The sequence below is a fragment of the Streptomyces sp. P9(2023) genome, assembly GCF_032436795.1.
GTDB lineage: Bacteria > Actinomycetota > Actinomycetes > Streptomycetales > Streptomycetaceae > Streptomyces.
In genome coordinates this window covers 53,469-67,556 of sequence record NZ_JAUPWM010000006.1, presented here as the reverse complement: position 1 = coordinate 67,556, position 14,088 = coordinate 53,469, and the positions used below count along the sequence as shown (strand labels likewise).

General features: G+C 69.6%; 11 protein-coding genes, 2 tRNA genes and 4 pseudogenes. 7 read left to right on the top strand and 10 right to left on the bottom strand.

The features are described from left to right. Window positions 1-57: 57 nt before the first annotated feature. Window positions 58-564, top strand: a complete 507-nt coding sequence (locus tag Q5762_RS11220) for a DinB family protein (protein ID WP_315891869.1) — start codon at window positions 58-60, stop codon at window positions 562-564. 14 nt (window positions 565-578) lie between these two features. Here the strand turns inward: Q5762_RS11220 and Q5762_RS11215 are convergent. From Q5762_RS11215 to Q5762_RS11200, 4 genes and pseudogenes are all read right to left on the bottom strand, one after another. After that, window positions 579-842, bottom strand: a pseudogene (locus Q5762_RS11215) (IS5/IS1182 family transposase); the annotation flags it as partial. 208 nt (window positions 843-1,050) lie between these two features. After that, a complete protein-coding gene (locus tag Q5762_RS11210; protein WP_315891868.1) occupies window positions 1,051-2,019 on the bottom strand; it encodes a transposase in 969 nt (322 codons plus the stop codon). A gap of 41 nt (window positions 2,020-2,060) precedes the next feature. Further along, window positions 2,061-2,134 (bottom strand) — tRNA-Met (locus Q5762_RS11205). Between the two features lie 224 nt (window positions 2,135-2,358). Next, window positions 2,359-2,655, bottom strand: a pseudogene (locus Q5762_RS11200) (transposase); the annotation flags it as partial. Window positions 2,656-2,933: 278 nt separating this feature from the next. Here Q5762_RS11200 and Q5762_RS11195 point away from each other — a divergent pair. Continuing rightward, window positions 2,934-3,404, top strand: coding sequence for a flavodoxin family protein (locus Q5762_RS11195; protein ID WP_315891867.1), 471 nt, complete (start codon window positions 2,934-2,936; stop codon window positions 3,402-3,404). Window positions 3,405-3,591: 187 nt separating this feature from the next. Here the strand turns inward: Q5762_RS11195 and Q5762_RS11190 are convergent, their stop codons facing one another. Further along, window positions 3,592-4,341, bottom strand: coding sequence for a hypothetical protein (locus Q5762_RS11190; protein ID WP_315891866.1), 750 nt, complete (start codon window positions 4,339-4,341; stop codon window positions 3,592-3,594). A gap of 500 nt (window positions 4,342-4,841) precedes the next feature. Here Q5762_RS11190 and Q5762_RS11185 point away from each other — a divergent pair, with 500 nt between their 5' ends. Both Q5762_RS11185 and Q5762_RS11180 read left to right on the top strand, forming a co-directional pair. Next, window positions 4,842-5,399, top strand: a complete 558-nt coding sequence (locus Q5762_RS11185; protein WP_315891865.1) for a dihydrofolate reductase family protein — start codon at window positions 4,842-4,844, stop codon at window positions 5,397-5,399. A gap of 410 nt (window positions 5,400-5,809) precedes the next feature. Beyond that, window positions 5,810-7,006, top strand: coding sequence for a serine hydrolase domain-containing protein (locus Q5762_RS11180; protein ID WP_315891864.1), 1,197 nt, complete (start codon window positions 5,810-5,812; stop codon window positions 7,004-7,006). A gap of 147 nt (window positions 7,007-7,153) precedes the next feature. Here Q5762_RS11180 and Q5762_RS11175 read toward each other — a convergent pair whose 3' ends face one another. Continuing rightward, window positions 7,154-8,332, bottom strand: coding sequence for an FAD-dependent oxidoreductase (locus Q5762_RS11175; RefSeq protein WP_315891863.1), 1,179 nt, complete (start codon window positions 8,330-8,332; stop codon window positions 7,154-7,156). A 106-nt stretch (window positions 8,333-8,438) separates the two neighbouring features. Between Q5762_RS11175 and Q5762_RS11170 the strand changes: the two genes are divergently transcribed. After that, window positions 8,439-8,597 (top strand): hypothetical protein, encoded by a 159-nt coding sequence (locus tag Q5762_RS11170; RefSeq protein WP_315891862.1) that lies wholly within the window; start codon window positions 8,439-8,441, stop codon window positions 8,595-8,597. Window positions 8,598-9,087: 490 nt separating this feature from the next. On the opposite strand, the gene Q5762_RS11165 is transcribed toward Q5762_RS11170, so the two are convergent. Continuing rightward, entirely contained in the window at window positions 9,088-9,597 is a 510-nt protein-coding gene (locus tag Q5762_RS11165; RefSeq protein WP_315891861.1) for an allene oxide cyclase barrel-like domain-containing protein, read from the bottom strand. A 240-nt stretch (window positions 9,598-9,837) separates the two neighbouring features. Here Q5762_RS11165 and Q5762_RS11160 point away from each other — a divergent pair. Continuing rightward, a tRNA-Ala gene (locus tag Q5762_RS11160) sits at window positions 9,838-9,911 on the top strand. A 347-nt stretch (window positions 9,912-10,258) separates the two neighbouring features. On the opposite strand, the pseudogene Q5762_RS11155 reads toward Q5762_RS11160, so the two are convergent. Next, window positions 10,259-10,922, bottom strand: a pseudogene (locus Q5762_RS11155) (response regulator). Continuing rightward, window positions 10,919-12,046 carry a histidine kinase gene (locus Q5762_RS11150; RefSeq protein ID WP_315891860.1) on the bottom strand — a complete coding sequence of 376 codons (1,128 nt, stop codon included), beginning with the start codon at window positions 12,044-12,046 and terminating at the stop codon, window positions 10,919-10,921. Before Q5762_RS11150 ends, Q5762_RS11155 begins: the two are co-directional and overlap by 4 nt. 197 nt (window positions 12,047-12,243) lie before the next feature. Between Q5762_RS11150 and Q5762_RS11145 the strand changes: the two genes are divergently transcribed. Further along, a complete protein-coding gene (locus Q5762_RS11145) occupies window positions 12,244-12,666 on the top strand; it encodes a DUF6223 family protein (protein WP_315891859.1) in 423 nt (140 codons plus the stop codon). A 184-nt stretch (window positions 12,667-12,850) separates the two neighbouring features. On the opposite strand, the pseudogene Q5762_RS11140 reads toward Q5762_RS11145, so the two are convergent. Next, window positions 12,851-13,948: pseudogene (locus tag Q5762_RS11140) on the bottom strand (OB-fold nucleic acid binding domain-containing protein); the annotation flags it as partial. Window positions 13,949-14,088 lie beyond the last annotated feature (140 nt).

Here is a 14,088-nt window from a genome sequence, read left to right as displayed (position 1 = left end):
GGGGTCCGTCGATAAATGCCTCGACAGCGGGCGCGGTGGTTGGGGATCCTTCGCGCGATGACCAGAATCGATGACACGCCGCCCGCGTGGGACGAGCGCACCCAGCTCACCACGTTCCTCGACTACGCACGTGAGACCGCCCGCGCCAAGTGCGACGGTGTCTCCGCGGAGAACGCCCGCAAGGCGCTCCTGCCGGGCTCACCGCTGATGACCATGAGCGGAGTGATCAACCACCTCCGCTGGGTCGAGTACTACTGGTTCCAGGTGGTCTTCCTCGGCGAGGAAGACCAGGGCCCCTGGACCGATGAGGACCCCGACCGCGAGATGCGTATCGCCGTCGACTTCCCGCTCACGCAGTTGCTCGACGAATACGCCGAACAGAGCGCCCGCTACCGCGAACTGGTCGCCGGGAACGACCTGGACAAGCAGGCCCAGCGAGCCATCCGCAACGGCCTCCACGTCGACCTGCGCTGGATCCTCCTCCACCTCACCGAGGAGACGGCCCGCCACAACGGCCACCTGGACATCCTGCGCGAGATGCTCGACGGCACGACCGGCAACTAGAGATCGGGTGTAGATCACGGGCGGAGCCAAAGTCGGATCGAGGCGACCGTGACGGTGCCGTGGAAGATGTAGCCGCGCTTGTCGAACCTCGTCGCCACGGCCCGGGAATTCGTCAACGCGTTGATCGTCCGCTCGACTTCGTTCCTTCGCTTGTAGATCGTTTTGTCGAAGCCTGCGGGTCGGCCGCCTCTGCCTCCCGTTCGTTGCCGGTTGGCCCGCTGGTTCCTCGGTTCGGGAATGGTGTGCTTGATCTGGCGTCGTCGCAGGTAGCGGCGGTTGACCCCTCCGATCCGCCGCTGATGTTTCTGGAGTCGCCTGGGGTGTCACAGGCCGCGCATTTCCTTGCAACTGTCTCTTTCGACGAGCTGTGGAACGTTGTCGGCGCCAGGTTCACTGCCCTCGGCCGGACCAGGCAGGAACTCCTTGACCATCACAGGGACCTCCAAGGGTTCTACGGGCGGGCGGCTCCGTCAGGCCACGCCGTGGTCAAAGCGGTGTGGGCTTGAGACGTGGCCACGTACCGGTCACAGCCGTTCGTTGATGGCTGCGACCGGCACGCACGCTTCGAAGCGGTCGGCGAGTTCGTCGTACCGGGTGGCGACGGCAGGGTGCCTCTTGAGGCGGTTGATCCCGTATTCGACCGCATGACGCTCGCGGTAGTCGACCGGGTCGAATTGCGGAGGTCGGCCGCCGCGAGAGCCCCCTTCTGGCAGGCGTCACGCGCATGGTCGGCCCTGTCGGGGATGGTGCAGCGGATCCCGCGGCGGCGCAGGTAGGCCCGGTTCTTCCGGGAGGCGTAGGCCTTGTCAGCCCGCACGCGATCAGGGCGGACCCGTGGGCCGGCCCGGCCCGATGCGGGGCGCGCGGACCTTCCCCAGCACCGACTCGAACCGCGGCGAGTTCCCGCGCTGCCCAGCGGTCACCACGAGCGACATGGGCTTTTGGCCCCCGCTCGACGGCCAGGTGCAGATTGGTGGTGAACCCGCCGCGCGAACGTCCCAGCCCGTGTTCACCGGGTTCGGTGAACACAGTGCCCGGCAGTTCCTTCTGCAGGTCACCCTGCTTCCGGGCCTCAGCCGCGTGCTGATGGGCACGGCACACCGTGGAGGCGCCGCCGAGGTCCCACGCGATCGCACCTTTCGCGTCGGCCAGGGACTGGAGCCGAGTGAGGAGGAGATGCCAGGTGCCGTCCCGCTGCCATCGGCGGAACAGGTCATAGATCCGGCCCCACGGTCCGTACTCGCCAGGCACGTCCCGCCACGGAACACCGGTATGGACCCGGAACCGTACGCCGTTGATCAGCTGCCGCCGTGGCCAGACCGGCGGCCGTCCGTGGCCAGACCGGCGGCCGTCCGTGGACGAGCGGGACGCCACCCTCCCGCCGCTGTGCTCAACTCGCCAACTGAAGGAAGCACTCAGTCGCTGATGAAGGCGCTCCCTGGTGACAGCGCGCATGAGGCCCGGATCCACAGGATCCGGGCCTCATGTCACTTCAGTAGCGGGGACAGGATTTGAACCTGCGACCTCTGGGTTATGAGCCCAGCGAGCTACCGAGCTGCTCCACCCCGCGTCGGTAAGCGCAACACTACGCCATCACGGGCACCACCCAGGACCAGACCTCGCTGTCACGCTCGCGACGTCGTGTCGGTTGCCGCGCGCGGGGCCGTCACCACGGCGTCCGGCTGCGCGGCCGCGACCGCGTGGTGGACGAAGGCCCGTACGAGCGCCCAGGTCTCGGCCACCATGACGTCCTTCGTCCACTCCGCCTCGTGCCGCCAACAGGACAGCTGGGCACTGGACCCCGACGGTGTGGGTGCCCTTCTTCACGTCGCCGGTCTCGTCGACGACCAAAACCGCGTCCTCCTCGTGGAGGCGCTCGACGACGTATTCGCGCACGTCGTCGCGGACGGCATCGGCGTCCCAGGCGGCCCGGCACAGCAGATGCTGCATGCCGTGTGGGCCGGCATCCCCGGCCCACTCCGCGATCGTCCAGCAGTTCCTGCGCGGCAGGTCCGACAGCAGACTCAGCACCAATCGCCCAGCACGCAGGCTAGGTTCGTACCGAGCGATCCGGCCCGCGATCCGGCCCATGGCCACCTCGAACGCCACACGCCATCGGGCTGGATCTCTGCTGTGACCTGCGGGCACCGTCTCATCGTTTGTCCACACAACTCACGGTGATCAACGGTAGCCACGCCCGTTCCCGCTCCGCCCCCGAACAGCAGCATCACCACTGATTGCTGGGCTAGTGGACGGCCGGGGCCTTTCGCTGGGCCCATAGCGTGTGGCTGTCATCACACTCACGGGGTGTCACATCTGACGCTGCTGCGTTGTCCTCTATTACGGAAGCGAGAGAAGGGATCGTGAGGATGAAGGCCGTCATCGTGTGCACCTCCGTTTCACACGGCAATACACGTCGCGTAGCCGACAGCATGGCCCAGGTGCTGGGCGCGAAGGTCGTCTCCCCCGAGCAGGCTGACCTGGCGGAGCTGGCTGGCGCCGACCTCGTGGGATTCGGCTCGGGTGTCTTCTACGGCAGGCTCCACCCCCGCCTGACCGACTTCGTCAAGGAACTTCCCACCGGTCGGGGCCGGGCGTTCGTGTTCGCCACCAGCGGGCTCCCCGAAATGCCGTTGGCGCCTTTCACCCGCCCTCTGGTCCGGCTCCTCGAAGGCAAGGGCTTTGAGGTGGACGGGAGCTTCTCGTGCCGGGCATTCGACACCTGGACGCCCTTCAAGCTCGTCGGCGGCATCAATAAGCAGCGGCCGAACGTTGGGGACTTGGCCGTCGCGCGGGCGTTCGCTGGGCGACTGCGGGACGGACGAGGGCGGGTGTCCTGACACGTGCCACTCCGGGAATCTCCACCGCATACCCGACTAGCAAGATCACGATCTACAGCTGGAGTACCAGCCCCGGACTTCGCGGGTCGCCGTTTCAGGTCTTGTGACTGAGCGCCTCAGTTGGCCAGTGAGCGTTCGAGTTGGCCAACAGAGCGTCGCAGTACGGGCGGTCGGCCGCGACGCCCGGTCACGTGTCTGGTAGGAGAAGCCAGACTTCGGAGAAGGCGAGGCCGTGCTCGTGGGTCACCACCCCGCACGGGCAGCCCAGCGAGATCAGGCGCCAGTCGCAGGTCACCGTCCACGGGCCGGCCTTACCTCCACACGCCGGGCAGCCGACGGTCTCGGCCGTCCACACCCCGAAAGCGGCTCTGCCGTAACGACGGAAGCGGCCCGCATACCGGATCTGCCAAGGCTCGACCGGGGGTGTGAGCGGGACGGTCCCGGGCGGGCTCGCCGAGGCCAGCACGGCGAACAGTGCGATCAGATCGGGGAGCAGGGCCTCACCCGCCTCCGTCGGTGGCACGGCCAGGCCGTCTGCCGTCCCCGCCTGAGTTCCGTATCTCGGGGCCGCCGCTGCGGGCGGTGGGTTCGGGGTTGCGTGCCAAGGCAGGAAGGCGCGGGCGACGGCGGCCAGGAGGGCGGCTGCGGGCGGGCTGACGGCGCCTGCGTCGAGGTGGTGGAGGGTGGTCCGCAGGATGCGTTGGAGGCGCCGGTCCCGGTCCGTGTCCAGCGTCCGTGTAGCCGCTGCCCGTCGGGCCGGAAGCGGGGCCGCGAGGCGGGCCAGGACGCGCGCTGCTGCGTCGGAGTCCGCTGTGGCAGGGCGCCACTCCCCGGCGTCCAGGAGCCACCGTGCCCGCCCGGCCTCACGGGTAAGGGCGCGCGTCTGCAACGGCCGCCGGGCGGAGGCCGCCCCGTGCGTCTGGTGCCCGCTCGTCATGGCCCCCTCCCCCCTCCCCCCTTCCCTCGTTCATTGCTGAGGCGTGCCCCCCGGCCCTCTGCGAGCGCTGGTGGACATCCCATCACACAAGCGGATTGGATCTTCTGGAGACGCTGGTGCCGGCCTACTCGCGTATGTGCAGAGGTAGGTAGGGATGAACGTGCAGAGCATGTAGTTGCTGATCGGCTGTCATTGCCATGCGAGATGATGGGGCAGTGGATCTTCGATTTACGCGGTCGGGAAGTCGTGTCATGGCGCCACGCGCGGACCACACGATGGGCCGCGATGATGGTCTCCGACCGGTAGTAGGCCGCTCGTTTGCGTAGCGGGTGGCCAGGACGCGGAACTGCGCGGGCAGGCTGCCGACGAGGTGCGCTTCGTCCGGGATCTGACGGTTGGCGGAACCGGCCGGCCAGTCGATCGATGAGTTCCGGGTCGTGCGGAGGTCACAGCCTGCAGGACCGCTGGCGCACCGTCGCGCTCGTACCCGAAGGAGACGCATGGCAAAGCTCATCTACTCGATGATCACCTCGCTCGACGGCTACGCCGAGGCGGCGGAGGGCGACCTCGGTACCGGGGCCGAAGACCAGGAGGTGCATACCTTCATCGGCGACGTCTTCCGCCACGTCGGCACGTACCTCTACGGCCGACGGATGTACGAGACGATGGTCTACTGGGAGACCGCGCACACCGAGCCGGACCAGCCGCCGCACATCCTCCAGTACGCCCGTGACTGGCAGGCCGCGGAAAAGATCGTGTACTCCACCACGCTTGAGTCGGTGTCCAGCGCGAAGACCAGGATCGAGCGGACCTTCGACCCGGACGCGGTGCGCAAGCTCAAGGCCGAGGCTGATCACGACCTCACCGTCGACGGCCCGAACCTCGCGGCCCAGGCGATCGCGGCCGGCCTGGTGGACGAGTACCACCTGTTCATCACCACGAGCGTGGTCGGCGGCGGCAAGCGGTTCTTTCCCGACGGCGTGCGCCTCGATCTCGATTTGGTCGAGGAGCGTGCCTTCGACAGCGGGCTGATCTACGCGCGCTACCGGACCCGCTGAGCCGCACCGGTCGGTGACGCTGCCGGCGGCCGAGCCGGGGCAGGTGAGGAGCGGGCGGGCCGACGCGTTAGGGCGTGCCCTGTAAGTCGGTGCGCAGCCATCTGAGCCAGAAGCACTGGCAACGAACGAAGCCACGGGTCGTCGTCACGGACTCGGACCCGGCTCGGCGACGGTCGCAGGCCACCGCCACGCAGAGCCTCGGCGCGGGTTCTCCGACGCTCCGACGCGGGAGCCGCCCGTCCCGACGGCCGTCCCGCCGTCCCTCCCGCCAGTGGCTGCTCACGCCGGGACGCGCGGTGTCTGAGCCGGATGGAGCATCGGGCGGGCAGGTCCCGGCGGTGCGTCTGATGCTGGGTCGGATCCCCTTGGCCGGGTGCACGTCCACCCGGCATCACCGTGAAGGAGTCCCCGTGCCGGCACACCCTGACCCTGGCAACCGTTCCCGCTCGCGCGCACGTCTGCGCCTGTGCGTCGCCACCCTCGCCGCGTCCGTGGCACTCGCCGCCCTGGTCCATCCCGCGCAGGCCACGCGCACGCCGCCACCCCCGGACAAGGCCTTGCGCAAGCTGCTGAACGACCTCGTCCGTACGGACGGAGGGCCGCCCGGAGTGATCGCGCTGATGCGGCAGGGCGACCGGACGGCGGTCTACCGGGCGGGCGTCGCCGACACCAGGACCGGCCGCCCGCCCCGTGCGACCGATCACATGCGGATCGCGAGCGTCGCCAAGGCCTTCAGCGGAGCGGTCGCCCTTCGCCTGGTGGACCGCGGCAAGCTGGACCTCGGCGACACGATCGGCGAGCGCCTGCCGTCACTGCCCGCCGCATGGCACCAGGTGACGCTCCGCCAGCTGCTCAGCCATACCAGCGGGCTGCCCGAATTCTCGACAGCGCAGGCGTTCGTCGACATCCTGCAAGAGGACCCCAGACACCAATTCGACTCCCGCCGGTTGCTCGACTTCGTCGCCGGCGAGGACCTGCTGTTCCCGCCGGGATCACGCTACGGGTACTCGAACTCCGACAACATCGCCGTCGCCCTGATGACCGAGGCGGCCACGGGACAGCGCTACGAGCAACTGCTCGAACGGCTCGTGTACCGACCCCTCGACCTGGAGCAGACCAGCCTTCCCCAGGGATACCGGCTGCCCAGGCCGTACCTGCACGGCTACGACGTGACGCCGCCCGCCCCGCCGGAGGACATCAGCGAGGTCCTCAGCGCGTCGGGAGTCTGGGCCTCCGGCGGTATCGTCTCGACACCGAAAGACCTCAGCGCCTTCTTCCGCGCCTGGGCCGGGGGCCCCGGCTTCCTGTCGCAGGAGACTCGCCGCCAGCAGCGGACCTTCATCCCCGGCGCCGCCTCGGAGCCCGCCGGTCCCGGCGTCAACGCGGGCGGACTGGCCATCTTCCGCTACGCGACCCGGTGCGGCACGGTCTACGGCCACACCGGCAACTTCCCCGGCTACACCCAGCTCGCGGTCGGCACGGCGGACGGCAAGCGGTCCCTCACCTTCTCGATCAACACCCAGACCAGCAAGAGCATGAAGCCTGAGCTGCTGGCCAAGGTCCGCGCCGTCCAGGAGGACTTCGTCTGCGCCCTGCTGCGACGCTGACCCTCTGCTCCCGCCGTCGAGGCCGAACAGCAGCCTGCGTTGTGCGATGTACGGGTCCTGTTGGGCGTCGGCCGTCGGCTCATGCTGCCGGCGTCACGACCCGAGCGGCGAGGCCCAGGTCACGGCGCCGGGAGCGCCCTGGGCCCCTCATGCCGCAGGCCTGCGGGTGGCGCGGCCGCCCTTGGACATGATGGTGGTGACGTTCATCCGCTTGCTGAACCGGTAGGTGGTCAGCGGGCTGCCGCTGACCAGTTCCTTGTACGCGGCGGCGCTCCGGCCGGTGAGGTGCATGCGGCGGGGCGTGTCGTCGGCCTTGGTGAACTGGATGACGGCGTCGCGGCGGCCGAGGCTGACCGGCTGGTGGAAGTAGCCGAAGCGGAAGGGCTTGACGGCCTTGCCGCGCAGGAGCCGCGGGATGGTGTCGGCGGTGTACTGGGCGGTGGGCATGCCGCTCTGGCAGGTGCCGTGGATCTGTCCCCAGGCCAGGCGGACGGCGGCGGCGTCGCCGATGGCGTGGATCTCCGGATGGGACGCCGACCGCAGCGTGGCGTCGACCAGGATGAGGCCGCGGTCGTCGGTGGCGATCCCGGCGTCGGCGGCGAGCGGCGACACCTTGACGCCGGTGGTCCACAGACAGGCGTCGGAGCGGACGAGCCGGCCGTCGGCCAGCTCGACGGCGTCGGGCCGCACGTGGGTGACGCGGGCGCCGCTGACCAGGGTGACGCCGAGGCGGGCCAGCGCGCGGTAGAGGTGGGCGCGGGCCTTGACGCCCATCATGCCGCCGGGCTCGTCCAGGCTGATCAGCGTGACGTCCAGGCCGGGGTGGCTCTCGGCGATCTCGGTGGCCGCCTCGATGCCGGTCAGGCCGCCGCCGCAGACGGTGACTGTGCCGCCGGACGAGGCGACCTCGGTCAGCCGCGCGGCGAATCGGGCGGCGATCTCCGGGCTGTTGAGGGTGAATGCGTGGGTGTCGGCGCCGGGGACCCTGCCGGTGTCGGTCGAGCTGCCCAGCGCGTAGACGAGCGTGTCGTACCCGAGGATCTTGGCGCCGTCGACGGTGATCTGCCGGGCCTCGGCGTCGATGGCGGTGGCGGTGCCCTGGACGAACGTGACGCAGGTCCCGGTGAGCAGGTCAGGGATCTGGTGGTGGGCCAGCTCCTGACCGGTGGCGAGCTGGTGCATCCGCAGCCGCTCGACGAACCGGCTCGACGGGTTGACCAGCGTGATCCTCACGCCGGTGCGGCGGGTGCGGTGGGCCAGCCGGATGGCACTGAACATGCCCGTGTAGCCGGCGCCCAGCACGACGATGTGGTGGCCGTTGCTCATCTCGATCTCCCAAGGTCGGACGCCGACTCGGTGTCGGTGACGCTCATGGGACAAGCGACACGCACAGGACGTGACAGGTTGTCAATGTGAGTCACATCATAGCCTGATGGCGGTTCCTCGCCGCTGGACGCGGGTCGCGATCGAGGCATGCCAGGCTGTCGGCTGCAGCGTGAACCCACATCAATTCGCCGACGGCACCGTGATCGTTCCGCGTATCTTCCGTGGCCGCGGGATTCCGGCCGCGGAGGAGGCGGGCAGCGGCTGACCCTCCAGCATGGTCACGAGGCGAGCCGCCCGGATGACGGCGTTCGCCGGGTTCGGCTTGGAGGAGAGCCGGAGTGACCGGCCGTGCCGTGGACGTGGAGGTTCGCCGCCGCTTCGGCCCTTCCGATCGTATGACGTCCCCTCATTCGCTAGCTCGCCTCTCACTACAGGACAGGTCTCTGAGGCTGTCCCGGTGATCGTCACCGTTCGGTCGTCCGCTTCGCCGCGCTCGTGCACCCCCACTCGGAGTCCGTCGACAACTCCGTCGGCGAGGCGCCGGTCCGGATCCCCAGTCGGTCGACCAGTGGACGACGGCCGGAGGGATGCCGGGGAGACGCCGCCGCTATCGAGGTCCGTGAGGGTCGGGGGCTTATGGTGCGGCGGCGGTCAACGAGGGCCGGCCGAGCCGTACGCGGCGATGTCTGGGATCGGCCTGCCGAGAGCACGTAAAGGTGCCCCCGCCAGGCTTCACCGGGCGGGGGCAGGGTCAGTCAGTGCTTGAGGTCGATTGTGAAGCGTCTCGTGCCTGTAGCGATCGTGTCGGCGTGGACGGAGCCGCGAGCCCGGTCGTATTCCCCGGTGCCGCCGGTGATCCCGTTGTCGAACGAAGGGGGAGGGCCCGGGTTGAGATGGCCGAAGACCATCCCCTGCACGGAGAGCTGGCCGCCGGGGAGGGTGTAGGTCACGATGCACACCTCTGCTCCGCCGTCGGCGACGCGGGTGGTGGTGCAGGTGCCGGCGGTTTCGCCGACCTGTTTGCCGGCCTCGTCGAAGAGGATCGAGCGGACGACGGTCCGATCGCCCTGGGCGGGGGCGCCGCCGGGGTTGACGGGGAAGCGCGACTGCTCCGCGAGCCGGCCGATGAGTGTGATGACGCGGTCTTTGCCCTTGGTGTGGGCGGTATCGGTGCCCGTCGCGGAGGCGGCCGCGACAGGGGCGCAGGCGAGAAGCGTGACCAGCGCGGTGGCCGTGCCGAGACAGGCTGCTCTGATGGGGCGCATCGTGTGACTCCTGAGGTTGATGCTCATGGATGGTCCGGTGACGTATTCATAACCTCAGCTCTGCCGCGCCTGGCGCGACCAACTGAAGGTCCGACCAATCGGACGAGCCCGGGACGAGAGACGGCCAGCCCGGCCTTGGTCTGCGGTGGCACCGGCGCCCGCTCACCACGCAGAGCACGGGGATGCCTTCGAAATCCGAAGCGACGAAGCATCGGCGGCTCGTATGATCACGACAGGGATGGGGTTCGTAGCGCAGTGGTCGTCGCGCCTTCACCGCATGTGGGAGGACACCGGTTCGAATCCGGTCAGCCCCATCCCAGCTATCGTTTAGTAGCCGGTCACTACTCCTTCTTTGCGACCTCAGACGCCGCTAGGAGCCGCCCGGTCGTCTCCCAGCGTGACCACATCACAGAAGTTCAGCCAGAACCGGGAGTCGTGAACAAAGCCAGGGCCAGGGCCTGGACCTGCGGCTGGCAACCGAGTCAGACGTGCTGGATTTCCGGCGGTGGCGGCGCGAGGAAGCCGAGCGGACCGTCGAGCAGGCCACCTGGACCGGCTTCACGCAGTAACGGGTTCCCGCACTACGTCCCTGGAGAAGAACATGCGCACGTCCGGACCGACCCCCCTCATTGAGCGACCTTGACGTAGCCGTTGCTGGGTGTCAGGAGTTGTGCGGTGTCACCAGGCCGGATTCGTAGGCGAGGACCACGAGCTGGGCGCGGTCGCGGGCCCGGAGTTTGGTCATGGCCCGGTTGACATGGGTCTTCGCGGTCAGTGGGCTGATCACCATACGGTCCGCGATCTCGTCGTTGGAAAGGCCCTGCGCGACCAGGACAACGGCCTCGCGTTCGCGGCTGGTCCAGCCCTTCAAGGGCCGTGTTGGTGGCGGTGGGAGGCGGCTGGGTGACGTATCGGTTGATCAGTTTGCGGGTGATGGAGGGTGCGAGGAGGGCGTCGCCGCGCGCGGCGACGCGTACGGCGTGCAGGAAGTCCTCCGGCACGATGTCCTTGACGAGGAATCCGGCCGCGCCGGCGCGCAGTGCGTTGAAGACGTATTCGTCCAGGCCGTAGTTGGTGAGGATGACGACGTGCACTCCGGCCAGGGCCGGGTCGGCTGCGATGCGCCGGGTCGTCTCGATGCCGTCAAGGACCGGCATCTGGATGTCGATGAGCGCGATGTCGGGCAGGTTCTCTGTGGCGAGCTCCAGGCCCTCCTGCCCGTTGGCGGCCTCGGCCACGACCTCGATGTCGTCTTCGAGGTCGAGGAGCGCGCGGAATCCGCTTCGGATGAGCGGCTGGTCGTCGACCAGCAGGACACGGATCATGAGGCTGGTTCCAGGGGGAGTTCGGCCTGGACGGTGAAGCCGCCCTCGCTGCGCGGTACGGCGTGGAGCCGGCCGCCGAGGGCGGTGACTCGTTCGCGCATCCCGAGGAGCCCGATGCCGGGTTGCGGCGCGCTGCCCGGTGTGCCTTTGCCGTCGTCGTCGATGCGGATGGCGAGGGCGTCCGGCCGGTAGTCGATGCAGACCGACGCCGTGCCGGCATCGGCGTGGCGGGCAACGTTGGTCAGCGATTCCTGAACGACCCGGTAGACGGTCCGGCCTACTGCGGCAGGCACGTCGTGGCGCTGTCCGTCGATCGTCAGCGTCGCCTGCAAGCCGCTCTTGCCGGCCCGTTCGACCAGTTCCGGGACGTGGTCGAGCCCACGGGGTGGGGACTTGTCGTCGTCGCGCAGCGCCTCCAGGGTGGCGCGGAGCTCGCGAGACGCCTCCCGGCCGGCCTCCCGGATCGCCAGCAGGGCCTCCGGCACCGGTTCACCGCGCTTACGGGCAACGTGGACGGCCACTTCGGACTGCACCTTGATGACAGATATCTGGTGGGTGAGCGAATCGTGCAGCTCGCGCGCGATGTGCAGCCGCTCCTCGTCGGCGCGGCGCCGCGCGGTCTCCTCGCGGGTACGTTCCGCTTCGTCGGCCCGCTGCTCAGCCTGCCGGAGCGCTTCGCCAGCGGCGCCGGCAGCGATGAGCCAGGCGATTTCGAGGGCGCCCCGGGCCTGCGCGAACGCCTCGCCCGTGTCGTGCAGGCCCGATGCCAGGGCGGCGAGGGGGAGAGCGGCCAGCACGGCCACGCTCACCGCCACCGTGGCGATGCGATGTCCCGCCCGCATGGCCGCGTACACCGCGAAGAGGAACGCGACGGCAGCCACGTCGAACCCCGCCGCCTGGTACCCCACCGCGCACAACCCGCTGACCGCGAGGACGGCAACCGGAGCCCGGCGGCCCGCGACCAGCGCCAGGCCGCCCACCGCCAACAGCACGTAGCCGAGCAGGTCGAGGCCCGTGGCGGAGTGATGCCCCGACAGACCAGTGACCAATAGCGCCGCCGCGACGCCTACGGCGATCAGCAAGTCCCTGACACCGACTCGAACGCGGAACCGTCCTTTACTCATGCGCGCACCGTAGCCCGAGGCCGCCGCGGGCGAATCCCGCTCATGGACGAGCGCCTGACTACCGCATGCGCAGTAGCTCCGCGGCGTCTGCCGCGTCCGCGGTAGCGGTGAGTGCCTGCGCCTGCTGGACGACCTGCCAGGGGTCCGGCCGCCATGCTCTATCCACATCCAGTCGTGGATAGAGAAGGAGCACCCTGATGTCCGCTCGTCGCCTGTTCGCCGCCTCCGCGACCGCCCTGCTCTGCGGGCTCGGTCTTGCCACACCAGCGGCAGCACACACCTCGGTCCAGCCTGTCGCCGCCGACGTCACCGACTTCAGCCTCGGGAGGCTCGGAGCCACCACCGGCGGGCTGCTGGGGCTGGCCGCCGTGGTCATCGCTGTGCTGGCGCTGACCCGACCCGCCGGTCGTCTCGGCATCGCCAACGGCTCGCTCGGGGCTACGGCGGCCGTGATCTCGGGGCTGATCGCCATGGCTCTCGGAGGGCTGGTCGCGGCCACCGCAGACGGTGGGCTCGGCACGGGCAACGGGCTGGGCGGAGCCTACGTGGCCCTGCTGCTGGGGCTGACCGGTGCTTCCCTGGGCGGGCGAGCTCTGGCCCGCTCCCGCCGCACCCGCTGACCAGAGCTGATGCGTGTCTGCCGCGGTCACGCCCTGCGGGCGGTCACCGCGCGACCGCGTAGGCAGCGGCTCCGGCGGCCAGAACTGCGGCGCCGGAGATCACCGACGAGGCCGGCAGGGTTTCGGCACGACCACCCCCCTCACCGCACGCAGCCTCCAGGTACGTCTCGTGAGACATGCGTCGGCCTGGAGAACCGGGGCTGATGTGGCCGCGATTGTTGAGGTCGGCGGAGCGGGTGCCGGCGGGCAGAAGGTCGGCGTACGGATGGAGGCGGGCGCCGGTGGTGCCGTTGGCGAGCGTCCTCGACGGCATGGGCTGCTGGGCGGGGGTGGGCGCGGAGGTGGTGCGGCCGAGGACGTCGAGGACGGCCTGGGGGCCGTGGTCGCGGCGGGCGGCCGCGAGCTCTTCCAGGTCCCACACCAGGCGTCCGACGACCATACGACGCGGGCCGCGCGCCTCCACGGTGCCGCGCACGAGCAGCAAGCCGCTGTGGAAGATGGTGTGGGCGCAGTCGTCGTGGGAGTCCTCGAAGAAGGCGATGTCGACGAGCCCCGACCCGTCTTCGAGGGTGACGAAGATGACCCGCTTGCCGCTGGCGATCGGCGGGGTCTGCGTGGAGGCCCGTACACCGGCGACGAGTACCTGCTGCCCGGGGTGCATCGCCTTGGGGTGTGCGGCGTTGGTGGCACCGACCTCTTGCAGGAGCCGGTGGTGGTGCTCCATCAGATGCTGGGACACGTCGATGCTCAGCACCTGGAGCTCGCTGTCGAGGACTTCGCGGCTAGTCATCTCCTGAGCCCGGATGGTCCGGCGGTGATGAGAGCGTCGTCGTTGGGGAGCTGCCCGGCCCCGGGCCGGGCGCGGGTGTGACGGTGCAGCTCGGCTGCCTGGAGCAACAAGTCGCGGCGGTGAGATCGCCCTGGAGCGGGGCGAGCGCGCCGATCTGGATGAGCCGTTCGGCGATCGGGAGGGGTGGGCGCGCTGCCAGAGGTCCTGGAGGGAGTTGTAGGGCTGTCCGGCGGCGATCCGCTCGACCTCCGCGTCGCTGACGCCCTTCACGGCGGAGAGCGAGATGCGTACGGCCCAGCCGGTGTCGGTTTCCTCGACCGCGTACGCGGGGCGGGAGCGGTTGATGTCGACGGGGAGGACGGGGAGGACGGGGACGTCGTGGCGGCGGGCGTCGGCGACGATGACACGGGCCGGCCACATGCCGGGGTCGTGCTCCAACAGCCCCGCGTACAGCGCGGCCGGATGGTGGGCCTTGAGCCAGGCGGACTGCAGCCGCAGGTCGCGACGGTCACAGCCGGGGCTCCGTCGCGCAGTAAATCCGGCATTTACTGCGGCAGTTGCGAACGCGTCTCCGCGATCGAGCACCCGCCCTAATGTGCTTCTGCTATGCGGACTTGAGGGGAGGGGACTGT

Excerpts from the sequence above, each read along its gene's own strand:
- Q5762_RS11210 (WP_315891868.1), bottom strand. The coding sequence starts at position 2,019 with ATGCGCGCTGTCACCAGGGAGCGCCTTCATCAGCGACTGAGTGCTTCC.
- Q5762_RS11185 (WP_315891865.1), top strand. The coding sequence starts at position 4,842 with ATGGCAAAGCTCATCTACTCGATGATCACCTCGCTCGACGGCTACGCC.
- Q5762_RS11145 (WP_315891859.1), top strand. The coding sequence starts at position 12,244 with ATGTCCGCTCGTCGCCTGTTCGCCGCCTCCGCGACCGCCCTGCTCTGC.
- Q5762_RS11175 (WP_315891863.1), bottom strand. The coding sequence starts at position 8,332 with ATGAGCAACGGCCACCACATCGTCGTGCTGGGCGCCGGCTACACGGGC.
- Q5762_RS11150 (WP_315891860.1), bottom strand. The coding sequence starts at position 12,046 with ATGAGTAAAGGACGGTTCCGCGTTCGAGTCGGTGTCAGGGACTTGCTG.
- Q5762_RS11190 (WP_315891866.1), bottom strand. The coding sequence starts at position 4,341 with ATGACGAGCGGGCACCAGACGCACGGGGCGGCCTCCGCCCGGCGGCCG.
- Q5762_RS11165 (WP_315891861.1), bottom strand. The coding sequence starts at position 9,597 with ATGCGCCCCATCAGAGCAGCCTGTCTCGGCACGGCCACCGCGCTGGTC.
- Q5762_RS11220 (WP_315891869.1), top strand. The coding sequence starts at position 58 with ATGACCAGAATCGATGACACGCCGCCCGCGTGGGACGAGCGCACCCAG.
- Q5762_RS11170 (WP_315891862.1), top strand. The coding sequence starts at position 8,439 with ATGGCGGTTCCTCGCCGCTGGACGCGGGTCGCGATCGAGGCATGCCAG.
- Q5762_RS11195 (WP_315891867.1), top strand. The coding sequence starts at position 2,934 with ATGAAGGCCGTCATCGTGTGCACCTCCGTTTCACACGGCAATACACGT.